23 protein-coding genes are annotated in these 23,298 nt (G+C 71.2%); 9 read left to right on the top strand and 14 right to left on the bottom strand.

Translation table 11 applies throughout. The features are described 5' to 3' along the window. The first annotated feature begins 124 nt into the window (after positions 1 to 124). The 3 genes from ACWGIH_RS25090 (at position 125) to ACWGIH_RS25080 (ending at position 3,947) form a co-directional block, all read left to right on the top strand. The gene (locus tag ACWGIH_RS25090) at positions 125 to 1,477 is read left to right on the top strand and encodes a Bcr/CflA family multidrug efflux MFS transporter (protein WP_453449420.1); all 1,353 of its coding nucleotides are present in this window, start codon (positions 125 to 127) and stop codon (positions 1,475 to 1,477) included. Between the two features lie 80 nt (positions 1,478 to 1,557). Beyond that, positions 1,558 to 2,601 carry a serine hydrolase domain-containing protein gene (locus ACWGIH_RS25085; protein ID WP_453449460.1) on the top strand — a complete coding sequence of 348 codons (1,044 nt, stop codon included), beginning with the start codon at positions 1,558 to 1,560 and terminating at the stop codon, positions 2,599 to 2,601. Positions 2,602 to 2,927: 326 nt separating this feature from the next. Then, the gene (locus ACWGIH_RS25080) at positions 2,928 to 3,947 is read left to right on the top strand and encodes a small ribosomal subunit Rsm22 family protein (protein WP_453449419.1); all 1,020 of its coding nucleotides are present in this window, start codon (positions 2,928 to 2,930) and stop codon (positions 3,945 to 3,947) included. Here the strand turns inward: ACWGIH_RS25080 and ddaH are convergent. Continuing rightward, complete coding sequence (gene ddaH / locus ACWGIH_RS25075; RefSeq protein WP_453449418.1) at positions 3,944 to 4,768, bottom strand: dimethylargininase; 825 nt, start codon at positions 4,766 to 4,768, stop codon at positions 3,944 to 3,946. The genes ACWGIH_RS25080 and ddaH overlap by 4 nt on opposite strands. A gap of 208 nt (positions 4,769 to 4,976) precedes the next feature. Beyond that, on the bottom strand, positions 4,977 to 5,159 hold the full coding sequence (locus tag ACWGIH_RS25070) for a DUF6243 family protein (RefSeq protein WP_453449417.1): 183 nt from the start codon (positions 5,157 to 5,159) through the stop codon (positions 4,977 to 4,979). A 142-nt stretch (positions 5,160 to 5,301) separates the two neighbouring features. Between ACWGIH_RS25070 and ACWGIH_RS25065 the strand changes: the two genes are divergently transcribed. Continuing rightward, positions 5,302 to 5,934 carry a TetR/AcrR family transcriptional regulator gene (locus ACWGIH_RS25065; RefSeq protein ID WP_453449416.1) on the top strand — a complete coding sequence of 211 codons (633 nt, stop codon included), beginning with the start codon at positions 5,302 to 5,304 and terminating at the stop codon, positions 5,932 to 5,934. A gap of 28 nt (positions 5,935 to 5,962) precedes the next feature. Here ACWGIH_RS25065 and ACWGIH_RS25060 read toward each other — a convergent pair whose 3' ends face one another. Beyond that, positions 5,963 to 6,856: a glycerophosphodiester phosphodiesterase gene (locus ACWGIH_RS25060; protein ID WP_453449415.1), complete on the bottom strand. Its 894-nt coding sequence runs from the start codon at positions 6,854 to 6,856 to the stop codon at positions 5,963 to 5,965. A 170-nt stretch (positions 6,857 to 7,026) separates the two neighbouring features. Between ACWGIH_RS25060 and ACWGIH_RS25055 the strand changes: the two genes are divergently transcribed. Continuing rightward, a complete protein-coding gene (locus ACWGIH_RS25055; protein WP_453449458.1) occupies positions 7,027 to 7,770 on the top strand; it encodes a bifunctional DNA primase/polymerase in 744 nt (247 codons plus the stop codon). A gap of 33 nt (positions 7,771 to 7,803) precedes the next feature. On the opposite strand, the gene ACWGIH_RS25050 is transcribed toward ACWGIH_RS25055, so the two are convergent. From ACWGIH_RS25050 to ACWGIH_RS25020, 7 genes are all read right to left on the bottom strand, one after another. Beyond that, entirely contained in the window at positions 7,804 to 8,742 is a 939-nt protein-coding gene (locus tag ACWGIH_RS25050) for a hypothetical protein (protein ID WP_453449457.1), read from the bottom strand. Beyond that, positions 8,645 to 9,643: an iron uptake transporter permease EfeU gene (efeU, locus tag ACWGIH_RS25045; RefSeq protein WP_453449414.1), complete on the bottom strand. Its 999-nt coding sequence runs from the start codon at positions 9,641 to 9,643 to the stop codon at positions 8,645 to 8,647. Before efeU ends, ACWGIH_RS25050 begins: the two co-directional genes overlap by 98 nt. Before the next feature lie 22 nt (positions 9,644 to 9,665). Then, the gene (gene efeB / locus ACWGIH_RS25040) at positions 9,666 to 10,982 is read right to left on the bottom strand and encodes an iron uptake transporter deferrochelatase/peroxidase subunit (protein WP_453449413.1); all 1,317 of its coding nucleotides are present in this window, start codon (positions 10,980 to 10,982) and stop codon (positions 9,666 to 9,668) included. 19 nt (positions 10,983 to 11,001) lie between these two features. Continuing rightward, positions 11,002 to 12,165 carry an iron uptake system protein EfeO gene (gene efeO / locus ACWGIH_RS25035; protein WP_453449412.1) on the bottom strand — a complete coding sequence of 388 codons (1,164 nt, stop codon included), beginning with the start codon at positions 12,163 to 12,165 and terminating at the stop codon, positions 11,002 to 11,004. 268 nt (positions 12,166 to 12,433) lie between these two features. Next, a complete protein-coding gene (locus tag ACWGIH_RS25030) occupies positions 12,434 to 13,279 on the bottom strand; it encodes a heme ABC transporter ATP-binding protein (protein ID WP_453449411.1) in 846 nt (281 codons plus the stop codon). Next, positions 13,276 to 14,367, bottom strand: a complete 1,092-nt coding sequence (locus ACWGIH_RS25025; protein ID WP_453449456.1) for a FecCD family ABC transporter permease — start codon at positions 14,365 to 14,367, stop codon at positions 13,276 to 13,278. Before ACWGIH_RS25025 ends, ACWGIH_RS25030 begins: the two co-directional genes overlap by 4 nt. Positions 14,368 to 14,372: 5 nt before the next feature. Further along, positions 14,373 to 15,386 (bottom strand): heme/hemin ABC transporter substrate-binding protein, encoded by a 1,014-nt coding sequence (locus ACWGIH_RS25020; protein WP_453449410.1) that lies wholly within the window; start codon positions 15,384 to 15,386, stop codon positions 14,373 to 14,375. A gap of 156 nt (positions 15,387 to 15,542) precedes the next feature. On the opposite strand from ACWGIH_RS25020, the gene ACWGIH_RS25015 reads away from it, so the two are divergent. From ACWGIH_RS25015 to ACWGIH_RS25005, 3 genes are all read left to right on the top strand, one after another. Continuing rightward, complete coding sequence (locus tag ACWGIH_RS25015) at positions 15,543 to 16,976, top strand: HtaA domain-containing protein (RefSeq protein ID WP_453449409.1); 1,434 nt, start codon at positions 15,543 to 15,545, stop codon at positions 16,974 to 16,976. A 93-nt stretch (positions 16,977 to 17,069) separates the two neighbouring features. Next, positions 17,070 to 18,533, top strand: a complete 1,464-nt coding sequence (locus ACWGIH_RS25010) for an HtaA domain-containing protein (protein WP_453449408.1) — start codon at positions 17,070 to 17,072, stop codon at positions 18,531 to 18,533. Between the two features lie 18 nt (positions 18,534 to 18,551). Continuing rightward, positions 18,552 to 19,211: a PhzF family phenazine biosynthesis protein gene (locus tag ACWGIH_RS25005; protein ID WP_453449407.1), complete on the top strand. Its 660-nt coding sequence runs from the start codon at positions 18,552 to 18,554 to the stop codon at positions 19,209 to 19,211. Positions 19,212 to 19,354: 143 nt separating this feature from the next. Here the strand turns inward: ACWGIH_RS25005 and ACWGIH_RS25000 are convergent, their stop codons facing one another. Further along, positions 19,355 to 20,011, bottom strand: a complete 657-nt coding sequence (locus ACWGIH_RS25000; protein ID WP_453449406.1) for a biliverdin-producing heme oxygenase — start codon at positions 20,009 to 20,011, stop codon at positions 19,355 to 19,357. Positions 20,012 to 20,162: 151 nt separating this feature from the next. Beyond that, the gene (map, locus tag ACWGIH_RS24995; RefSeq protein ID WP_453449405.1) at positions 20,163 to 21,020 is read right to left on the bottom strand and encodes a type I methionyl aminopeptidase; all 858 of its coding nucleotides are present in this window, start codon (positions 21,018 to 21,020) and stop codon (positions 20,163 to 20,165) included. 58 nt (positions 21,021 to 21,078) lie between these two features. Here map and ACWGIH_RS24990 point away from each other — a divergent pair, with 58 nt between their 5' ends. Further along, entirely contained in the window at positions 21,079 to 21,315 is a 237-nt protein-coding gene (locus ACWGIH_RS24990; RefSeq protein ID WP_453449404.1) for a hypothetical protein, read from the top strand. A 25-nt stretch (positions 21,316 to 21,340) separates the two neighbouring features. Here ACWGIH_RS24990 and ACWGIH_RS24985 read toward each other — a convergent pair whose 3' ends face one another. Together ACWGIH_RS24985 and ACWGIH_RS24980 are read right to left on the bottom strand one after the other, a co-directional pair. Continuing rightward, positions 21,341 to 22,606: an MFS transporter gene (locus ACWGIH_RS24985; protein WP_453449403.1), complete on the bottom strand. Its 1,266-nt coding sequence runs from the start codon at positions 22,604 to 22,606 to the stop codon at positions 21,341 to 21,343. Between the two features lie 76 nt (positions 22,607 to 22,682). Next, positions 22,683 to 23,297 (bottom strand): hypothetical protein, encoded by a 615-nt coding sequence (locus tag ACWGIH_RS24980; protein WP_453449402.1) that lies wholly within the window; start codon positions 23,295 to 23,297, stop codon positions 22,683 to 22,685. Position 23,298: the final 1 nt, after the last annotated feature.

Here is a 23,298-nt window from a genome sequence, read left to right as displayed (position 1 = left end):
CTGGGCCCCTGTTCGTACAGCCGGAGTGCCGCGGTGTACCGCGGAGTAGCACGGAAATGGTCTCGACCAGCACAGCTGAGCTGAGAGCATAGGTAATCGCACGCCTAATCGGGAGGGAATCCGCATGCCGGAGCACGGCAGCCGCACCACGAGCGGGGCGCAAGGCCCCCTCATACGGCAGTCAAGGACGGTGGAGCAGGGGCCGGCACCCGACGCCGTGGCCCGCACCGCCCAGCGCCGCACCGGCCTTCTCGTCACCCTCGTGCTCGGCGGCCTCACCGCGGTCCCGCCGCTCTCCATGGACATGTACCTGCCGGCGCTCCCGGAGGTCACCCGCTCGCTGCACACGTCCGCCGCGACCGCGCAGCTCACCCTCACCGCCTGCCTCACCGGCATGGCGCTCGGGCAGCTCGTCGTCGGGCCGATGAGCGACAAGTGGGGGCGGCGCAGGCCGCTGCTCATCGGGCTCTTCGTCTACATCCTCGCCACCGCGATCTGCGCGTTCGCGCCCTCCGTCGAACTCCTCATCGCCTTCCGTCTGCTGCAGGGCCTCGCGGGCGCCGCGGGCATCGTCATCGCCCGTGCCGTCGTCCGTGATCTCTACGACGGCGTGGAGATGGCCCGCTTCTTCTCCACCCTCATGCTGATCTCCGGGGTCGCCCCGGTCGTCGCGCCCCTCATCGGCGGCCAGGTCCTGCGGTTCACCGACTGGCGCGGCATCTTCGCCGTCCTCACGGTGATCGGCATCGCCCTGACGGCGGTCGTCTGGCGGAGCCTGCCCGAGACGCTCGTCCCGGAGAAGCGGCACAGCGGCGGCACCGTCGAAGCGCTGCGCACCATGAAGTCGCTCCTCGCCGACCGCGTCTTCACCGGGTACATGATCGCGGGCGGCTTCGCCTTCGCCGCGCTGTTCGCGTACATCTCCGCCTCGCCGTTCGTCATTCAGGAGATCTACGGCGCCTCCCCGCAGACCTTCAGCCTGCTCTTCGGCGTGAACTCCGTCGGCCTGATCGCCGTCGGCCAGATCAACGGCAAGGTCCTCGTCGGCCGGGTCAGCCTCGACAAGGCGCTCGCCTTCGGCCTGACGGTCATCGTGCTCGCCGCCACCGCGCTGCTCCTGATGACCACGGGCGTCTTCGGGGACGTCGGTCTGTTCCCCGTCGCCGCCGGGCTCTTCGTCCTGATGTCGGCGATGGGCCTCGCGATGCCCAACACGAACGCCCTCGCCCTGATGCGCACCCCGCATGCCGCGGGCTCCGCGTCGGCGCTGCTCGGCACGTCCTCGTTCCTCGTCGGCGCGATCGCGTCCCCGCTGGTCGGCATCGCGGGCGAGGCCACGGCCGTGCCGATGGCCGTGGTCCAGCTCGTCTGCGGCCTTGCGGCGATCGGCTGCTTCTTGGGACTGTGCCGACCCTGGCAGAACTCGCACTCGCACGCGTTCTCGGCGAGACCGACTCAGGAGGGGACGGACCACTGACCGCGCCACGCCTGCTGCGCGCCGGGACGCCGGACCGCGCGGGGCTCGACACGGACGAGATGGCCCACCTCGTACGCGAGGTGCGCGCACTGACGCGCGGCGAGCGGCCCTGGTGCGCCGGAGCCGTCGTGCTCGCCGGGCGTGGGCCGGTGGTCGCCGTTCATGAGGCGGTGGGCCGTGCGGTGCGTTATGCCGGGTACGACCCGGAGAAGGGCGTGGGCGTCGAACTGCCGCCCGCGGAGCAGGTGTTGACCCGTACGGGCACCCCCTTCGACCTGGCCTCGCTCACCAAGCTGTTCACCACCGTCGCCGCGATGCAGCAGCTGGAGCGGGGCACGCTCGGCATCGACGCGCTGGTCTCCGCGTACGTCCCCGAGTTCACGGCGGCCGCCGAGCACGGCATCACGGTGCGCCAGTTGCTCACGCACACCTCCGGTCTGCGCCCCGAACTCCCGCTGTACGACTGCCCGGACGGCGCGGCGCGCCTCGCCGCCCTGCATGCGGAGGCTCCGTCGAGTCCGCCGGGCGACCACCTCTACTCCGACCTGAACATGCTGCTCCTCCAGCACGTCCTGGAGCGCCTCACGCGGCGCCCGCTCGACGTGCTCGTCCGGGAGGGCATCACCCGGCCCCTCGGCATGGCGGCCACCGGCTTCGGGCCGCGTCCCGACGCCGCCGCGACCGAGGACCAGCGCAGGCCCTGGGCGAAGGTTGACCGGGGGATGCTGCGGGGCGAGGTGCACGACGAGAACGCCTGGGCGCTCGGTGGCGTCGCGGGCCACGCCGGGCTCTTCTCGACCGCGCGGGACCTCGCGGTCTTCTGCCGCGCGCTGCTCTGCGGCGGCTCGTACGGTACGGCGCGGATCCTCGGGCCGGACTTCGTGGAGCTCATGCTGACGCCGCCGGGGCTCGGCTTCGGGCTCGACCAGGCGTGGTTCATGGGGGAGCTCGCGGGGCGCGGCGCTGCGGGGCACACGGGGTTCACCGGGACGTCCCTGGTCATCGACCCGGCGACGGACACGTTCCTGATCCTCCTGGCGAACACGGTCCATCCGAGGCGGGGGGCCGCCGATAGCGCGCCGCGGGCCCAGGCGGCGACGCGACTGTCCCGCGCGGCTCGCTAGCGCGGCTCGCTGGCGCGGCTCGCTGGCGCGGCTCGCTGGCGCGGGGCTTGCACTGGGGGGGGCGTTCACCTGCGGGTCGGTGGGGGTCGGCCGCGCAGTTCCTCGCGCCCCTTCGGGCGCGGTGTCGCTTGGGGCGTGATGATTCGGCTGCGGGTTGGTGGGGGCCGGTCGCGCAGTTCCCCGCGCCCCTTTCGGGCGCGGTGGCGTTCGGGGCGTGATGATTCGGCTGCGGGTCGGTGGGGGCCGGTCGCGCAGTTCCTCGCGCCCCTGTGGGGCCCCGTTGCGCCCCCCGCCGTGCCCGTCTTTTCGGCGCCTAGAATCGCCGGGTGAACGCCCCGATTTTCCCCGCCTCTCCGGCCGAGACCCTGCGCAGTGCCCTTGCCGGGCTCCTCGACGGGCTGCCGCCCAAGCAGGCCGCGCTTGCCGTTGACCGGCTGATCGCCAATTACCGGGGGCTCACCCCGACCGACGCGCCGATCCTGCGGGACCGGGCGGATGTCGCCGCGTATGCCGCGTACCGCATGCCCGCGACCTTCGAGGCGGTGCGTTCCGCGCTCGGGGCCCTCGCGGACGCGGCGCCCGCCGGGTGGGCGCCCGGCAGTCATGTGGACGTCGGCGGCGGGACCGGCGCGGCCACCTGGGCGGTGAGCGCTACCTGGGACGGCGAGCGGCCCGTCACGGTCCTCGACTGGGCCGAGCCCGCCCTGGCCCTGGGGCGTGAACTGGCCGCCGCAAACCCGTGGTTGAAGTCCGCGCAGTGGCAGCGCTCTCGTATCGGATCGGCGCTCAGCATCGAGAGCACTGATCTCGTCACGGTGTCCTATGTCTTGAAGGAGCTGACCGAAGGCGACCGGCAGTCCCTCGTCGACGCGGCGGCCGCCGCCGCCCGGCAGGCCGTCGTCATCGTCGAACCGGGCACCCCCGACGGCTACGCACGCGTCATCGAGGCCAGGGACCGCCTCATCGAGGCCGGCTTCCGGGTGGCCGCGCCCTGCCCGCACAGCTCCGCCTGCCCGATCGTGCCCGGCGACGACTGGTGCCACTTCTCCGCCCGCGTCAGCCGCTCCTCCCTGCACCGGAAGGTCAAGGGCGGCTCACTGCCGTACGAGGACGAGAAGTTCAGCTATGTGGCGGCCGTGCGGTTCGACGCCGAGCCCGCGCGGGAGCGCGTCGTGCGCAAGCCGCAGATCCGCAAGGGGCAGGTCCTGCTCGACCTGTGCGCGGCGGACGAGACCCTGCACCGCGAGACGGTGACCAAGCGCCACGGACCGCTGTACCGCGCGGCCCGCGACGCGGAGTGGGGCGACGCCTGGCCGCCGCCCCACGAGGAGATCGCGCAGGGCTAGCCGCGCAGCTCCTGCGTGCAGCACTTCACGCTGCCGCCGCCCTTGAGCAGCTCGCTCAGATCCATCGCGACGGGTTCGTAGCCGCGTTCCCGCAGGGGGGCGAAGAGGCCGGCCGCGGCCTGCGGGATCAGCACGTGCAGGCCGTCCGAGACCGCGTTGAGCCCGAGGGCCACCGCGTCCGGCTCATCGGCGATCAGCGCGTCGGGGAAGAGGCGCCGCAGCACTGCCTGGCTGCCCGCCGAGAACGCGGGCGGGTAGTACATGACGTCGTCCGTCGCGTCGTCGAGCACCGCGAGCGCCGTGTCGAGGTGGTAGTAGCGCGGGTCGACGAGATCGAGCCCGAGCACCGGGCGGCCGAAGAACTCCTGCGCCTCCCCGTGCGACAGGGGGCTTGCCCGGAAGCCGCGCCCCGCGAGGACGTACGAGGACGTGACGGCGAAGTCGCCCTCGCCTTCGTTGATGTGCGTCGGTTCGTGCAGCTCCGTGAATCCGTGCTGCCGGAACCACTCCAGGTGCGCGACGGCCTCGGGGCCGCGCTCCGGATGGGCGAACCGCGCGCCGAGCACGCGGCCCTCGATGACGGTCGCGCCGTTCGCCGCGAAGACCATGTCCGGCAGGCCGGGGCGCGGGGTGAGCTCCTCGACGGTGTGGCCGAGCGAGCGGTAGCGGTCACGCAGGTCCTCCCACTGGGCGATGGCCAGGGGGACGTCGACCGGTTTCGAGGGATCCATCCAGGGGTTGATGGAGTACGTGACCTTGAAGTGTGCGGGTGAGCACATCAGATAGCGCCGGGGTGTGGCGCGACGAGGAAAACGACTCAACGAGGGCTCCTCACGTACCGCGATGGTCAGTTACTGCCCATAGTGGGGCAGTTGCTGTTCATGGTGCGGTCTGAGGAGCCCTCGCGCTGTGATCTGAACGGGTGGTTCGGCGAGTGGTCAACCCGGGTGCGTGGACGGTTGGCACGCCGTCCACGTCCCGGCCGCCCATGTCCCGCCGGCCCACGTCCCGCCGGCCGACGCCCCCGTCTCATGACTCGCCGCGCGCCGAACGGTCTTCCCGCAGTTTGCGCAGCAGCTCACGCTTCTGCGCCTGCGGGCTGAGCCCGCCGCCGACCTGACCGCCGCGGCCTGCGCCGCGCAGCGCCTTGCGGGAGAGGTTGGTGCGCGTACCGCCCACGCCCAGCATGTTTCCTGCTCCGCCTCGCGTCATGTGCTTGCCTCCGGATCGACAACCTCTGGCTGGCGAGACGTTGCGTCTCGCTTCGATGTGCTTACTCTGAACGAGACGGTTCGTCTTGTCAAGCTTTTGCGAGACGGTACGTCTCGGCTCGCTCGCTGCTACATTCGAGGGCATGGCCACGAAATCCGCCCCAGACTCCAAGCGCCGCAGCGAACGCTCGCGCCACGCGATCTATGACGCCGCCCTCGACCTGGTCTCCGAGGTCGGGTACGGAAAGCTCACGATCGAGGCGATCGCCGCCCGAGCGGGCGTGGGCAAGCAGACGATCTACCGCTGGTGGCCGTCGAAGGGAGCCGTCCTGCTCGACGCCTTCCTCGACCTCGGGGAACAGGCCCACCAGGAGGCGAGCGACAACGCGGGGGGTGGTCTGACCCCGACCGAGATCCCGGACACCGGAGACCTGGAGGCGGACCTCAAGCTCGTCATGCGGGCCACCGTCGACGAGTTCAAGAACCCCAAGTACGACGCCCCTTGGCGCGCGCTCGCCGCCGAGGGCATGCTCAACTCGGAGCTCGGCGCCGAGTACGTGCAGAAGCTCCTGGAGCCCGGCCTCCAGATGTACGTGCGGCGCATCGAGATCGCCCAGGAGGCCGGCCAGGTCGCGCCCGACGTCGACCCCCGCATCGCCCTGGAGCTGTGGGCCGGCCCGCTCGCCCAGCGCTGGATGCAGCGCACCGGCCCGCTCACACACGAGTACGCCGACAAGCTCGTCGAGTACGCCCTCTACGGCATCGCGCCCCGCTGACGGCTTCCCGCCACCCGCGTCCCGCCGGTCACGCGGAGTTGACCGGCCACTTCCGTCGCGTCGCGCTCACGCCCTTGGCCCCCTTCACCGGAGTCCGCGCCAGCAGCCCCGGCGCGTCCGTGATCACGCCGTTGCAGCCGAGCCGCAGCGCCCGGTCGCGCTGGCGCGGCGTGGTCACCGTGTGCGCCCACACCCGGGGAACCCCGGAGTAGACCGCGCGCAGCAGATCCGCGTCCCGCGCCTTGTGGTCCACGTCCAGGACGTCCACGAACCCGGCCCACCGCTCGGGCCGGTCCGTGCGCATCTGCGCCTTGGAACGCCACAGCTGCGCGAGCAGCCCCATCCGGTGGGCGCGCGCGGCGACGAGGGGGTCGTTGGAGTTCACGAACACCGACCGCGTCAGGCCGCGGGCGCGGATCAGCGAGCCGAGCGGCCGCAGGCTGCGCGGATCCTTCGCCTCCAGCATGAGCACGATCCGCCCGCCGAAGCGGTCGAGGACCTCGGCGACCGTCGGCGGCCGCTCGGAGCGCCAGCTGCCGGGCAGACCGGGGCCCGGCCGCAGCCTCACCCGGCGCCACTCGCGCAGGGTGAGCGAGCTCACCGGCCCCGCGGACGTCGTCGTACGGTCCAGGGTCGCGTCGTGCATGGCCACCAGGGTGCCGTCGCGCAGCATCCGCGTATCCACGTCGATGACCTGCGCCGTTCCTCGTTTGTACGCCGCCACCAGGCCGGACATGCTGTTCTCCGGCACTTCAAGAGCGCCGCCGCGGTGTGCGGTGTACGTGACGCGGGGGAGGGCCTCGACCGTCAGGGGGCCGCCTCCCCATTCGAGCGGGGCGAGCGGTCTGGCGGGCGCGCCGAAGGCCAGTGTGGTGAGGCTCATGAGCCCCGAGAGTCCCGTGAGCACAGTCCTGGTGACCATGGCGAACACGGTAGGGGGGTAAATCACCGGTTAGTACGCAATGACGCGCGATGTCACCCTGCGCCTTGCATCACCCCAGCTACCCCGGATGTGGGCTCTGGCCCCCCGAGGAGCAGGATGGTGCGACCATGGGAGATGCTTCTCGGCACACATGCGAGGTGAGGGGATTGATGGGCGCGGAGTTCGGCCGCCGGTCCGGCGGACAGAGCAGGATTTCCCAGTGGCTTCGCCGGCGTCCCCGACCGGAGGACACGGCAGACGACGAGGCGGGCCGCGAGGCCCTGCTCGTCGCCGCGGCGGCAGCGGGTCTGCCGCTCTCACCGGCCGCACACCCCTCCGCGTACCGATGTTCCTGTGACCGCATCGGCTGTCCCACCCCCGCCAGGCACCCCATCTCCTTCGCCTGGCAGACGCAGTCCACCACCGACCGCGGGCAGATCGAGCGCTGGGCGAGGCATCAGCCGCAGGCCAACTTCATCACCGCGACCGGCATGGTCCACGACGTCCTCGACGTGCCGCTGGCCGCCGGACGCGAGGCCCTCGCCAGACTCCTTGCCGACGGCATCGAGGTGGGCCCCGTCGCCGAGTCCGAGGGCACCATGGACGAGGGGCGGATGCTCTTCTTCACGCTCACCCGCGGCACCCCCGAGGACGAGGACGAGTGGTGGCCCTGCGAGCTGGACTGCCACCCCGAGACGACGAACGAACACCCGGGCCTGCGCTGGCACTGCCGCGGTTCGTACGTCCTCGTGCCGCCCGCGCGGCTGCCCGGTGACCTGGCCGTCCACTGGATCCGCGGCCCCGAGCACGCGCTCCCGGACCCGCTGACGCTCCTCGAGACGCTCACCGACGAATGCGCGCGCGTCGCGGGCGAGCCCCAGCACGACGTCGCCGCCTGGCCGATGAGGGGCTGACGCCCGCGCGCCGGCCATCGGCCACCGGCCCGGCTACTCGCCCTTCGCGCCCGTCAGCCCCTGGATGCGGCTCAGGAACGTCACCTTGCCCGTCCCCGACGGGTCCAGGACGACCTGGTTGGAGACGCGCTCCAGCGTCACCGACTGCCTGACCTCGCCCTTCAGGAGGGGCTTCACCTCGGGCTCGACGGTGAGGTTCACGCCCTTCGCCGCGGTCTGCTTCTCGTAGTGGTGCGTCGAGAAGAAGACCATCGCCCCGCCGTCCCGCGTACGCAGGCCCACCGGCGCGAACGTCCCGTCGTTCTTCGGCTCGTCGATGTACTGCACGGCGATGCCGCGCCGCTTGGTGTTCCTGTCGCGGAACGCCTTCCACGTCGACGTGTGGTCACCCGGCGCGAACGTGTCGCCGCCCGACTTCAGATACGACGTGTACTCCCTGCCGAGGTTCTTCGGCGCCACCGCCAGCGCGGCGGAGCCCACCTCGACCGGCTCCGCCCAGCCGTCCTTGTCCTTCTTCAACTCGGGCATCTTGGAGGGCGACACCAGGTTCAGGTAGGACGCCTCCCACAGTTGGTCCTTGCTGCCCTTGGTGAACACGAGCAGCCAGCGCAGATCACCCCTGCGGTTGGACTTCGTGTCGGCCACGAACCACCGGGGCCAGCCCGCCTTCTTGGGGATCGAGTACTTCGCGTCCGTCAGCTCCAGCGGCACCTGGTTGGGGTTGCCGCCCGGATTCCGCGCGCCCTTCGACTTCAGGCCCGCCTGATTGATGGCGCTCAGCGGGCCCGTGACCCGGGCCGCGTCCAGGGCCGGGTCGTACGCCTTCTCGGCCTTGTTGTACGCGGTGAGGAAGTCCTTCAGCGCGCGCTCGGCCTCAGCCTTCGTCGCCGACGGGACGACTTCCCGCTCCCCGTGCACCGTCACGCAGCCGCTCGCCGTCACCGTCAGTACGGTCACCGTCGACGCCACCATCGCGAACCGGACCGGCCGTCGCGCCCGGCCGTCCCGCATCGGAGTGCGCTGCCTTGGAAGCCTGCTCATGCGTTGCGTTCACCTTCCCCTTCCCGGGCCCGAACCCTACCGGGGCGAAGAAGAACGCGAGCGTCGGGATCAGGTACAGCAGCCACACCGTGACCTGGACAACCGTCGGGTCGGGCTGGAAGTTGAAGACGCCCTTCAGGAGCGTCCCGTACCAACTGTCCGGCGGGATCGTCGCGCTGATGTCGAACGCCTTGTTCCGCAGCCCGCCGAGGAACTCCGCCTCCTGCAGGTCATGGACGCCGTACGCGAGCACGCCCGCCGCCACGACCACCAGCATCGCGCCGGTCCAGGTGAAGAACTTCGCCAGGTTGATGCGGACCGTGCCCTTGTAGAACAGCCAGCCAAGCGCGATCGCCGTGAGCAGGCCGAGGAGCACGCCGATCAGCGGCCCCGGCGTCCCGTCGTTCGAGGCCCGCACCGAGGCCCACACGAACAGCGCGGTCTCCAGGCCCTCCCGGCCCACGGCGAGGAACGCGGTGGCGACCAGGGCGCCCGTGCCCATCTGCAGGGCCGCATCCAGCCTGCCGTGCAGCTCGGCCTTGAGGTGGCGTGCCGTACGCCGCATCCAGAAGACCATCCACGTCACCAGGGCGACGGCGACGATGGACAGCGAACCGCCCAGCGCCTCCTGCGCCTTGAACGTCAGCTCCTGCGAACCGAAGGTGAGCGCGCAGCCGAAGCCGAGCGCGAGGCCGCACGCGACGCTGATGCCGATCCAGATGGGCTTGAGGGCGTCGCGCCGCTCCGTTTTCACCAGATAGGCGATGAGGATGCAGACGACCAGGCTGGCCTCGAGACCTTCGCGCAGGCCGATCAGGTAATTGCCGAACATGTCTGTCAGATCCCCTCAGGCCTCAGCCGAACAGTGCCCGGCCCCACCAGTCGTCCTTGTCACGGACGCCCGGCGGGATCGCGAAGACCGCTGAACCCACGTGCTGGATGTATTCGTTGAGAACGTCGGCGCGCGCCAGACTGCGCTGCACCGGGATGAAACCGGTGCGCACGTCCCGCTGGTACGCGAGGAAGAACAGCCCCGCGTCCAGGCGGCCCAGGCCGTCGGTGCCGTCCGTGAAGGAGTAGCCGCGGCGCAGGATCGTCGCACCGTCGTTGGTGTCCGGGTGCGCGAGCCGGACGTGCGAGTCCGGCTTCATCGCCTTCAGGAACGGCGCGTCGTGCTCCTTGGCCTTGCCGACCGGGGCGCCCTCGCCCTTGTCGCGCCCGAAGATGTCCTCCTGCTCGCCGAGCGGAGTCCGGTCCCAGGTCTCGACGTTCATGCGGATACGGCGCGCGACGAGATACGAACCTCCGGCCATCCAGCCCGGCCCGTCCTTCTCGCCGACCCACACGTGCTTCGCGAGCGCGGAGCCGTCCTCGCCCGAGATGTTGCGGGTGCCGTCCTTGAACCCGAAGAGGTTACGAGGCGTCTGCGCGCCCGGAGTCGTGGAGGACGTCTTGCCGAAGCCGAGCTGCGACCAGCGCACCGCGACCTTGCCGAAGCCGATGCGGGCCAGGTTGCGGATGGCGTGCACGGCGACCTGCGGATCGTCCGCGCAGGCCTGCACGCACAGGTCGCCGCCGCCGCGGGACTTGTCGAGGTTGTCACCGGGAAACTTCGGCAGATCGACGAGGGCGTCGGGACGCCGGTCCCCGAGCCCGAACTTCTCGAAGAGGCTGGGCCCGAAGCCGATGGTGAGGGTGAGCCGTGACGGCTTGAGGCCCAGCGCCTCGCCGGTGTCGTCCGGCGGCGCCTCCGTGAGACCGCCGAAGGCGCCCTCACCGACCTCGTGTCCCGCGGTCATCCGCGCGGCGGCCTTCGTCCAGTCCTTGAGGAGCTGCACGAACTGCTCGCGGTCCTCCGTCTTCACGTCGAAAGCGGCGAAGTGCAGCCGGTCCTGGACGGGGGTGGCGATCCCCGCCTGGTGCTTGCCGAGGAAGGCGACCGCGCCGCCCGCGGACGCGGCGGGCACGGCCTCGTCCCCGGACCGGGTCACCGCCACCGCGCCCCCGGTGACGGCGGCACCGAGCGCGAGCCCGGCGCCACCCCAGCCGAGGAGCGAACGCCGGGAAGGGGAGCCGGAGGTGGCGGTACTGTCGGCGTTCTCGGCGTGCTCGGCGTTATCCGAGGGCTCGTCCTCCGGCACGGTCCCGGTGTCGTGCCTGATCTCAGCCATGGTTCCGGCCCCCTTGCCGCTACTTGCTGCTCACGACAGCGGCGGCCAGCTTCGACAGCGGCTCCGCGAGCGCGTTGACGCCGTCCGACAGCTCCTTGGTGTCCGCCTTGTCGAGCTTCTCGTACGACGTGAACGTGTACGAGTCCTTGCCGCCGCCCTGGCGGTACGTGCCGAGGAGCTTGTCCAGCGCCGCGAACTGCTTGTCGAGCTCCTTGGTCAGCGCGGGGTCGTTCTCCGACGCGACGGCCTTGAGCAGGCCGTACGCCTTCTCCGCGCCCTCGACGTTCGCCTTGAAGTCGACGAGGTCGGTGTGCGAGTAGCGCTCCTCCTCGCCGGTGACCTTGCCGGTGGCGACCTCGTCGAGGAGTTCCTTGGCGCCGTTGGCCATGGAGGTCGGGGTGATCTCCGCCTTGCCGACGCGGTTCTGCCAGTCCTTGAGGTCCTTGTCCAGCTGGGTGGCGAGCTCCTTCTCACGCTCACCGATCTTCTTGTCCTTCCACAGGGCCCGTTCCAGACGGTGCCAGCCCGTCCAGTCCTTCTCCAGGTCCTGGTCCTCCTCCAGGCCGTCCTCGCGCAGGTCGACCTTCGGGTCGATGTCACCGAAGGACTCGGCGACCGGCTCGGTGCGCTCCCAGCCGATGCGGGAGTTGGAGTACGCCTTCTTGGCGGCCTCGATGTCGCCGTCGCGGACGGCGTCGGTGAAGAGCTTCGTCCTGGGCAGCGTCGCGTCGGCCTGCTCCTGCGCGTAGGCGCGGTAGTCGGCGACGGCCTTGTCCAGGCGCGGGTCGCGCTTGACGGCCTTGCCACCGCTGACGGTGACCTTCTGGCGGATGCCGTCGCCCTTCATGCCGGGCTTGCAGGCGATCTGGTACGAGCCTGACTTCACCTCGGCGGTGAGCTTCTGCTTGGTGCCGGGGCCGATGTTCTCGCGCTCGCTGACGATGCGGTCGTCGGGGAAGAGGAGGTAGACCTCGGTGACCTTGGAGCCCTTGTTCTCGATGGCGAGCTCGACGTGCCCGGAGCTGAGCTCGGTCTTGGAGACCTCGCACTTGTCGTCGGTGGCGGTCACCTCGACGGTGTTGCCGCCGGCCTTGGCGTCGCTCTTCTCGGTGCAGCCCGTGACGGCGGTGAGGGTCGCTGCTGCGGCTATGGCGGTGGCGACGGAGAGGCGGGCGGGGTGCATGGTGGCTCCAAGGCGGTTCACGGACAACCCCGGCGACGGGCCGGGTGAGGGGAACCTAACTTATCTTCCCCTTACCTGCCCAAACGGCAAAGTGCGGGTCAAGCCTTGAGTGGCGCGAATCACCGGCTTCGCCGAGTTCGTCCGCAAATGCCGGACGGGCTAGATATAGCCCGGCCGGCATTTGAGGCCATCTTGTCGGGGGGCCAGGGGGCGGAGCCCCTTGGTTTCGGGAAGGGGTGGGATTGGGGAAGCCCCCCAGGGTTCGCCTTCACCCCCGCACCGGGACAACCAGCGGAGCCCCCGTGCGGGGATGCGGGAACACCTCCACCGGTTGCCGGTAGACCTCGCTCAGGAGCGGGCCCGTGAACACCTCGGCCGGAGGCCCCTCCACGGCCACGGCGCCGCCGGACAGCACCGCCACCCGATCCGCGTACGCCGCCGCGAGCCCCAGGTCATGCAGCACCACCACCACCGCGTCCCCCGCGGAAGCCCGCTCCCGGCAGATCCGCAACACCAGCTCCTGGTGGCGCAGATCGAGCGCGGCGGTCGGCTCGTCGAGCAGGAGCAGCGGCGCCCGCTGGGCGAGGACCCGCGCGAGCGCCACCCGCGCCCGCTCACCCCCACTGAGCGAGGAGAAGGGGCGAGCGGCGAACTCGCTCACCTCCGTCGCGGCCATCGCCTCGCGTACGACACGGTCGTCGTCGTCCTCCAGCGCCGTACCCGCCCAGGGCGCGCGCCCCATGCGGACGACGTCCTCCACGGCGAACGGGAAGGACAGGGCGGCCGCCTGTGGCAACACCGCCCGCCGCAGGGCGAGTTCACGGGCGGGCCACTGCGTGGTGGGGCGCCCGCAGACGCGTACGACCCCTTCGTCCGCCGGGAGATCCGCGGCAAGCGCGGCCAACAGGGTCGACTTTCCCGCTCCGTTGGGCCCGACCAGGGCGAGCACCTCGCCCGCCCGCGCGGTCAGCGACACCCCGGCAAGCACCTCGCGTCCCCCGAGGCGCACCCGCAGCCCCGACGCCTCGCCGAGCGCGTCGCCGGGGGCGACGGGACCCGGCAGGACACGGCCGCGGCCCGACGAGAACAGCCGCTCGGCGATCCACCCGATCATGCCCAACCCCCTTGCTTGCGACGGGTCCTGCGCAGCAGCCAGAAGAAGAACGGACTCCCGACGAACGCGGTCAGCACCCCCAGCGGCAACTCCGCCGGAGCCGCCACCGTCCGTGCCGCGAGATCAGCGCCGACCAGGACGACCGCCCCGCCGAGCGCGCTGCCCGGCAGGAGGAAGCGGTGGCCGGGCCCCGCCGCCATCCGCAGCAGGTGCGGGACGAGAAGACCGACGAACGTGATGATCCCGGCGACGGCCACGGCGGCGGCGGTCAGCAGCGCCACCACGAGAACCAGCACGAGCCGCAGCCGCTCGACGTCGACGCCCAGATGCCGCGCGGGCCGCTCGCCGAGCGCCAGCAGGTCCAGCTTCCGTCCGTACAGCGGCGCCACGGCCAGACCCGCCACCGCGCACGGCAGCACGGCGAGCACCTTCGGCCAGGTCGCCCCCGCGAGCGAGCCGAGCTGCCAGAACGTGATCTGGGTGATCTGCGCGTTGTCCGCGAAGAAGACGCAGAGCCCGATCAGGGCGCCCGCGAACGCGTTCGCGGCGATCCCGGTGAGGATGAGCGTGACGACCTCCGTGCGCCCGCCGTCGCGCGAAAGGACGTACACGAGAAGGACGGTGGCGAGGCCCGTGACGAACGCGCAGACCGTCACGGTCCAGTTGCCGAAGAAGCTGAGGCCGAGCGCGATCGACGCCACCGCGCCGACGGCCGCGCCCGCCGAGATCCCGATGACGCCGGGCTCGGCCAGCGGATTGCCGAACACGCCCTGCATGAGCGCGCCCGCGCACCCGAGCGACGCCCCGACGAGCAGTGCGAGCGCCACACGCGGCAGCCGAACGTTCCACAGGACACTCTCGCCGACCCGGTCGAGCGCGCTCCCGCCGAGACCGATCCGGTGCCGAACGGAGCCGAGGACGTCCCCGAGGGGGATGTCGTACGCGCCGATGCCCGCGGAGAGGAGGCAGAGCAGGACGAGGGCGGCCGTGAGCCCGATGGCCAGGGTGGCCGCCGTGCCCCGCCGGCGGCTCCGGGGAGCCGGCGGCTCCTCCGTCCCGGGCGGACCCGCGTCCGCCGTCTTGGTCAGGACGGTCACTTCTTGCCCCCGTACAACTGCTCCACCAGGGACTTCAGGACCTGGTCGGTGCGCGGCCCGTAGTTCAGGAGCACCCCGTCGTCGATGGACACGATGCGGCGGTCGAGCCCGGCCGGGGTCTCGGCGACACCCGGCACCTTCAGGAGACCGTCCACGCCGTCGACCGATGCGAGCCCCTTGGACATGACCAGGATCGCGTCCGGTGCGGCCTTGGCGAGCGCCTCGCTGGTGATCGCCGTGAAGTCCTTCTCGAGCCCCGATGCCTTGCCCGCGTCGACCGCGCCCGCCGCCTCCAGGAGCGAACTCGCGCCGGATGCGCGGCCGCCGAGCAGGTAGACGGACGCGGAGCCGCGCAGGTAGAGGAAGGCGACGCGGGGCTTCTCGGTGCGCGCGGATGCCGGGATGGACGCGCGGACCTTCGCGATGCGGTCCTGCGTACGGGACCTGAGCTCATCGCCCGACTTCTCGACCCCCAGCGCCTCGGCCACCGCGTCGATCCGGGGACCCACGTCGTCGAGGCCCTTGGCCGGATCGAACACGATCAGCGGGATGCCCGCGTCCCGGATCTGGCCGATGGCCTCCGCGGGCCCCGTCATGGTGTCCGCGAGAACGACCGTCGGCTTCAGGGAGAGGACGCTCTCCGCCGAGACGTCGTGCGCACGTGTCACCACCGGCAGCTTCTCGGCCTGCTCGAAGGTCGCGGTGATGTCGCGCGCCACGACGTTCTCGCCGAGCCCGAGCGTGAAGACGATCTCGTTCAGGCCGCCGGTGAGCGGCACGATCCGGCTCGTGTCCTCGACGGTGACCTTCTTGCCGTCGGCCGACGTGACGGTAGTGGGGAGCGCGGGGTCGGGCCGGGACTTCAGCGGCTCGACCCGGTCGGGCGCGGAGGCCGCGGCCTTCGCCTTCGGGGACGCCTCGCCACCGCCGTCCGAGGACGCTCCGCAGCCCGTGAGGGCCAGGGCGAGAACGGCGGTCCACGCGCCGGCGATACGGAGTGAGCGCGGCATACGCACCGAAGTCCACCGTCCTGTCGTGCTGTTGAGGGCCTGCTGCCGAGGCCCCGGGTGGGGCGCCTGGGGCGGGATGGCCGGGATGGGGGTTCCAGCCGAAGTGATCGTAGTTTAGGTTAGCCTTGCCTAATTAGCTACGCCCGGAGGGGTCCCATGTCGTCGTCAGGACAGGCGCGAGCCACCGCCCGCGCCGGAGCCGTGGCCGTGCTCACCGCACTCGTCGGAGCACTGCTTCCCACGGCCGCCGCGCACGCCGAGGACCGGACGGTCCAGGGCGGACGGCTCGACTGGGGCATCAAATCCTCGTTCCAGAGCTACGTCACCGGGCCGATCGCCCAAGGGAGTTCGACCCTGCAGGGCGGCGCCGCCACGGTCGGCGGCAGCCAGTTCCGCTTCCACTCGGCCAAGGGCTCGTACGACCCGGACAGTGGGGCCTTCAGTGCCGGGTTCTCCGGAGGAGTGCACTTCCTGGGGCACAAGAAGGGCGGCTCGTACGAGCTGGACCTGACCATCAGCCGCCCCACCGTCAAGATCTCCGGCGGCTCCGGAACGCTCTACGCCGACATGGTCAGCAAGGAGAAGGGCACGGGCAAGGTCACGACCAACGCCCAGGTGCCACTCGCGGCCCTCGGCATGTCCGGCATCGACATGAAGGGCGGCGCGGGACCGATCGCCCTCAACAACCTCCCCGCGACGCTCACTTCCCAGGGCGCCAAGGCCTTCGCCGGGTACTACACGGCGGGCACCGAACTCGACCGGGTGAGCCTTTCCACCGACCTCACGGCGAAGTCCGGCTCCGACAAACCGTCGAAGAAGCCCTCGCCGAAGCCCTCGAAGTCCTCGGACGCCGGGAAGAAGGAAACGGCGGCGGGCCGCATCGAGGACGCAGCCGTCGACTGGGGCGTGCGCCGCACCTTCCGCGAATACGTCACCGGCTCCATCGCCAAGGGCGAATGGAAACTGACCGCTGGAGCCCAGGACGGCGGCGCGCTCTTCCGCTTCCCTCGGGGCGAGGGGACGTACGACAAGAAGAAGCAGACCCTCGACGCGGACTTCGCCGGCACCGTGCGCTTCACCGGCGAGCACGGCCTCGACCTCACGCTGAGCGAGGTCGCGGTCAAGGTGAAGGACGGCAAGGGCACGCTCTTCGCGGACGTCGACAGCAAGGGCTCGAAGAACCAGGGCGGCACGCTGAAGAAGGCCCCGCTGGTCACCTTCGCGGCCAAGGAGCTGAAGCCCGAGGATGGGCTCGTCTCCCTGACCGAGGTGCCGTCGAGGCTCACCGCCGACGGCTCCAAGGCGTTCGGCGGCATGTACAAGGCGGGCTCCGCGATGGACCCGCTCTCCCTCGCCGTCGCCCTCGACGCCGACGCGAAGCTCCCCGCGCTGCCGGACCTCGGCTCCTCCCCGAGCCCGTCCCCGCAGGCGAAGAAGGCCGCCGAGCCGAAGACCGAGAACGCCGCCGACTCGTCCGACTCCTCGTCGCCCGCCGTGCCGATCGGCGTCGGCGCGGGCGTGGCGGTGCTGCTCGCCGCGGCGGTCACCTTCGGAGTCGTACGCAAACGGCGCGGCGCCGACAAGACCTGACACCGCAGCACGGCACTACTGCCCAGCACCGCACTCCACAGCACAGCACTCCACAGCACTTCACTTCGCCTCAGTTCAAGGAGACCACTGACCATGGCAGCCATTCGCCGCCCGATAGCCCTCGCCGCAGCAGCCGCCACCGCTGTGGCGCTCGGCGCCACCGTCCTGGCGGCCGTCCCCGCGTCCGCGGCCGACGTGCCGCTGAAGGACTACCGGCTGACGTGGGGCGTCAAGGAGAGCTACCGCAGCTACGTGACCGGCATGGCGGCAGGGAAGATCACTGTCGCCGAGGGCGCCGAACAGGCCGCGGACAACGGCCCGTTGAGCTTCGTCGACGGTACGGGGACCTACGATTCCGGGCAGCACACCGTCGACCTGGCCTTCAAGGGCAGCGTGAACTTCACCTCCAAGCTGCACGGCTTCGACGTCAAGCTCGCGGACGTCCGCTTCGACAGCGCCAAGGCGAAGATCACCGCCGACGTCACCAGAGACGGCGGTACGCCCAAGGACGACGTGCCCCTCGCCGATGTCACCGTCACGCGCACCATGACCGACATGAAGACCAAGCTGACGAAGGAGGCGGACGAGGCGCTCGGCGGCGGTGGCCGCTACACGGGCGCGGAGGGTGACCCGCTGACGGTCGCGCAGAAGACGCCTCCGACGGGCACTCCGACGCCGACGCCCACTCCGACGCCCACGGGTAAGCCGACCGCGAGCGCGACGCCGAAGCCGACGGCCACCCCCACGCCGTCGGGCTCGACGACGGCCTCGCCCACTCCCGCCCCCACGTCGTCCACCTCGAAGCCCGCGCCGTCCCAGGAGGCGGGGAAGGTCCACGACGGCTCGCTCGCCTGGGGCGTGAAGGAGAGCTTCCGCCGCTACGTCGAGTCCGGCGGCGGCGCCACGCTCTCCGGCGGCGTCGAGAAGAACGACAACGGCTACGACTTCCCGTACGCCGACGGCGATGTGGACACCGACGCGAAGAAGCTGAACGCGTCCTTCGGCGGCGCCGTCCGCTTCCAGTACAAGGCGCACGGCATCGACATGAAGTTCAGCGACATCAAGATCGCGGCGAACGGCTCCAAGGGCACGCTGAGCCTGGACGTCACCACGCCCAAGGGCACCGACAACGACGTGAAGTTCGCGACGCTTGACCTCTCCAAGGCGTCGTACGCGGCGAAGGACGACGTCGTCGTGCTCGACAAGGTGCCCGCGGCGTTCACCGCGGCGGGCGCGAAGCAGTTCGCGAGCGAGGACGCGCCGTCCAGCTACAAGGAGGGTGACGCGATCGACCCCGTGACGGTGGCGCTCTCCGTCGCCGAGGGCGCGGAGCTGCCGGGTGGCAGCGGCGGCAGCGGCGGCACGGCCGGCACGGGCGGTTCCGGCACGACCGGCGGGGGTTCGGCAGACCTCGGCGGCACGGTCGGCGGCGGCACGGGCGGCTCGATGGCGTCCACCGGTGCGTCGGTGCCGACGGGTGCGCTGCTCGGGACGGCGGGCGTGATCGTCGCCGCGGGCGCGGGAGCGGTCTTCATGGCCCGGCGCCGCACTTCCTGAGGATGTTTGAATGCCCGGGTGACGGAACCACTTGAGGGCCTTGACGTCCTGCGAGTCTTCTGCGGGCCCGACGGTCGGCACGGCAACGAGCTCGGTGTCGTGCGCGATGGGGCCCGCGTTCCCGGGCGGGGCGAGCGGCAGGAGATCGCCGGGAAGCTCGGCTTCAGCGAGACGGTGTTCGTCGACGACCCCGAGCGCGGGGTCATCGACATCTACACGCCCACGCTGCGGCTTCCCTTCGCCGGGCACCCCTGCGTCGGTACGTCCTGGCTCCTCGACGTCCCTGAACTGGTCACGTCCGCGGGGGTCGTGGAGGCCCGCCAGGACGGGGAGTTCAGCTGGATCGCGGCGCGGGCGGAGTGGGCTCCGGGTCGTGTCCTCCGCTCGTACGCCACCCCGGCCGAGGTGGACGCCCTCGCGGTGCCCCCGCCGGGGGAGTGGGTGTACGCGTGGGCGTGGGAGGACGAGGCGGCGGGGCGGGTCCGTGCCCGGGGCTTTCCGGGACGCGATGACGGCATCCGGGAGGACGAGGCCACGGGGGCGGCGGCGTTGCTGCTGTGCGCGCAGCTGGGCCGGGCGCTCAACATCACGCAGGGGCGAGGCTCGCAGATCCTTGCGGCGCCGGGGCCCGGAGGGGTGATCGAGGTCGGGGGACGGGTGCGGCTGAGTGGGGGCTGAGGTTTGCCTCCGGCGGTCTTTACCCCCACCCCGCCCCTTCCCGAAACCGGGGCTCCGCCCCAGACCCCGTACGAGATGTCCTCAAAAGACCCCGTACAAGATGTCCTCAAACGCCGGACGGGCTGAAAAGATCTTCAGTGCGCCTACGCGGACAGCGGGAACTCATCCCCCAGCTCGCGGAACACCCCGGTGTTCAAAGCGAAAGCGCGCTTGCACTCGTCCACGATCCGCTGCCGCTCCAGCTCGTCCGGGACGACCTCGCCCAGACCGTCAAGCAGCTCCCGGTAGCCCCGCTTGAACGCGGCCGGGTTCGAGATTCCCTCGAAGACGTAGAAGCGGACTCCGTCGCCCTTGCGGGCGAAGCCCCACGTCTGCTCCGCCTTGCCGCGGATGATCTGACCGCCGGAGAGATCCCCGAGGTAGCGGGTGTAGTGGTGGGCCACATAGCCGCCCGGCCACTCCTGCGCGCACTCCGCGACCCGCGCCGCGTACGCCGCAGTGGCGGGCAGCGGGGCGGCGGAGGACTTCCAGCCGGCGCCCCGCAGATGCGCGAGGTCCCGCTCCAGCTCCGCCACGCGCAGCAGCTCGGGCTGTATGAACGGCCCTGCGACCGGATCGTCCTTCAGCGCGGCAGCACCCTCCTCCAGGGCGCGGTACACGAACCACAGCTGTTCCGTGTAGCGCGCGTACGCGTCGACGCCGAGCCTGCCGCCGAGGAGGTCGCTCATGAAGGTCGAGGTCTCCGCCTCCGTGTGCTGCTCGTGCGACGCGGTGCGGATGACCGTCGAGAACGGATCCATGAGGGACCTCCGAAGCCGAAGAAAGCGAGGAACGCCGAAGAAGGGCAGGAACCAGTGACGAACCGGTGACCTCCACCGATCATCCAAGTTAGGCTTACCTAAGTCAACTGGTTCCCGACGTCCTGTCGGTAAAACGCTACCCGCTCCGAGCTCAGGGAAGCGTAAGGATCTCCGCCCCGCTGTCCGTCACCACGAGGGTGTGCTCGAACTGCGCGGTCCGCTTGCGGTCCTTCGTGACGACCGTCCAGCCGTCCTCCCACATGTCGTACTCGTACGTGCCGAGGGTCAGCATCGGCTCGATGGTGAACGTCATGCCGGGCTTGATCACGGTCGTGGCGTGCGGGCTGTCGTAGTGCGGGACGATCAGGCCGGAGTGGAAGGACGTGTTGATGCCGTGGCCGGTGAAGTCACGGACGACGCCGTAGCCGAAGCGCTTGGCGTACGACTCGATGACGCGGCCGATGATGTTGATCTGGCGGCCGGGCTTGACCGCCTTGATGGCGCGGGCCAGGGACTCCCGGGTCCGCTCCACGAGGAGCGTGGACTCCTCGTCGACGTCCCCGACCAGGTACGTGGCGTTGTTGTCGCCGTGCACGCCGCCGATGTACGCGGTCACGTCGAGGTTGATGATGTCGCCGTCGTTCAGGACGGTCGAGTCCGGGATGCCGTGGCAGATGACCTCGTTGACGGAGGTGCACAGCGACTTCTTGAAGCCGCGGTAGCCGAGCGTGGAGGGGTAGGCGCCGTGGTCGCACATGTACTCGTGGGCGACGCGGTCCAGCTCATCGGTGGTCACCCCGGGGGCGATGTGCTTGGCGGCCTCGGCCATCGCGCGTGCGGCGATACGGCCCGCGGTGCGCATCAGTTCGATGGTCTCGGGGGTCTGCACCTCGGGCCCGGTGTACGGGGTGGGCGCGGGTTTCCCCACGTACTCCGGGCGCCTGATGTTTCCCGGAACGGGGCGGATGGGGGAGAGCTCCCCTGGGACGAGCAGTGACTGGCCAGACATGCCAGCGAGTCTAACCAGCGGTGGTGGGGCAGCATGGCGGGAGAGAGAGGAGCAGACCATGCCACTGTTCAAGAGGCGGACCGTCGGTAAACCGGGCGAGTGGTACTACTGCCTGGAGCACCAGAAGGTCGAGGAGGGCCCCGACTGTCCGGGCAAGGACCGCTTCGGGCCGTACGGCTCCCGCGAGGAGGCCCAGCGGGCGATGGAGACCGCCGCCGAGCGGAACCTGGAGTGGGAGACCGACCCGAAATGGCATGACAAGGGTGCCGGGGGCGAGGCCGAGGGCAGGGGCTGATCCGCTCGCCCCCGCCCGGGGCAGGTCACCCGGCGGTGGACACCTCGCGGCGCCGGACGGCGTCCTCGTCCGTGCTCGCGTCGTACGACAGCAGCTTCGGCAGCACCGCCGTCAGGGCGGCGACCGAGGCCACGCAGGCGAGGCCGCCGGACCAGATGGCGCTACGGGTGCCCGTCCAGCCGGCGGCCGCGCCCGCGCGGACCTGGCCGAGCTGCGGGCCGACGCTGTAGGACAGCACCTCGATGCCCGCCAGCCTGCCCCGCAGCTCGTCCGGGATCGTCTGGTTCCAGATCGTGGAGCGGCCGAGCCCGCTGAGCATGTCGCCCGCGCCGGCCAGGGCCAGGCACACGAGGACCAGCCAGATGTTGCCGAACCATCCGGCGGCCGTGATCGCAAGGCCCCATCCCGCCGCCCCGAACACGACGAGCAGCCCGTGCCGTCGTACGCGTGACGTCCACCCGCTGGTCAGGCTCAGGAGCAGCGAGCCGACCGCCCCGGCCGCGTACATCAGGCCGAGCGACCACTCGGCGTCAAGTTCCTCGGCGAGGAACGGGAAGATGGTGTTCGGGAAGGCGAAGAACATCGCCGCCATGTCGATGGCGTACGTGCCGAGCAGCACCGGCCGTGACCACGCGTACCGCGCGCCCTCCGCGAGGCCCCGCAGGGACGGCTTCTCCGCGTCGTGGGCGGGAGGCGCGGGCGCGATGCGGGTGCACAGGGCCACGGAGACGGCGAAGGAGAGCACGGTCACCGCGTAGGCGGGGGCGTGCCCGGCGTAGGCGACGACCAGGCCCGCCAGGGCGGGGGCCGCGATCGCGCCGACGTTCCAGCGCAGCGAGTTGAGCGCCGCGGCGGCCGTGAGCTGGTCGTGCGGCACGATGCGGGCCATCAGGGAGTCGAGCGCGGGGCGCTGCAGCCCCGCGAGCGCCGAGACGCCCGCCGCCACCACGTACAGCGGCCACAGCATCGGCTCCGGGAGCAGCGCGTTCACCAGGAGCACGGCGGCCAGCAGGCCGAGCCCCGCCTCGGTCAGGAGAATCACCCGGCGCCGGTCCACCGCGTCGGCCAGCGCGCCCCCGTAGAGCCCGAAGACGATCAGCGGCACCAGCTCGACCGCGCCCATCGCGCCGACGGCGAGCGGTGAGTCCGTGAGGTCCTTGATCTGGAGCGGCAGCGCGACCAGGGCCATGAAGCTGCCGAAGGTCGTGACGAGCCCTTGCACCCAGAGCAGCCGGAAGTCACGCGTGGAGCGCCAGGGGGAGAGGTCGGGCAGTACGGAGGAGAGGGACACGAAAAGCCATGGTCAGCGCTGATCATGACCCGGGGCAACTGAATTCTCCGGGGTGATCGGGTGGGCGGGCGGAGCCTTACCACCGCGCGGGCGGCGGCGCCGTCAGTTGGTCGGCCAGGCGGGACAACCGGTCACGAAGCCGTCGGCGGCCCCGCGCCGCGGGAAGCGAGTTCTCGCCCGCCGCCGCGCTCACCAGGTGCTGGACCATGTCCAGGTCGAGGTCAGGGGTCTCCGGTACCGCCAGGGCTTCGTGCGCCATGGCCCGCAGGTCGCCGTGCCCCGAACCCAGGGAGAGCACCGTCGCCCCCGCCGCGCGTGCGTCGTGCACCCGCTCGAGGAGGTCCGCCCCCGGCACCGGAGCCGGTGCGTCCGGAGCCACCACGAGCAGGGTCTCCCCGCGCCTCGCCGCCTCGATCCGGCCGAGCCCGGTCGACAGATGCGCGGGATCGCCCTCCCGCACCCGGTGACGTACGAGCGTCGGCGTCAGCTCCGGCGTCCCCGACCACGCCGCCTCGTCCACGAGGTGCGCGGCCAGGTGCCACGGCTCGTACTCCCGCGTGCCCACCAGGAGCAGCCCGCCCCCGTGCGGCACCACGGAGGACCGCAGCGTCCCCGCGAAGCGGCGCGTCGCGCCGACCCACTCGGTTCCCGCGAGCACTTCGCGCAGCAGCGCGACCCGTACGGCGTCCATG

This window comes from Streptomyces sp. NPDC054872 (assembly GCF_053610705.1).
Note: the sequence above shows the minus strand (reverse complement) of the source record. Positions and strands in the feature narration are given on the sequence as shown.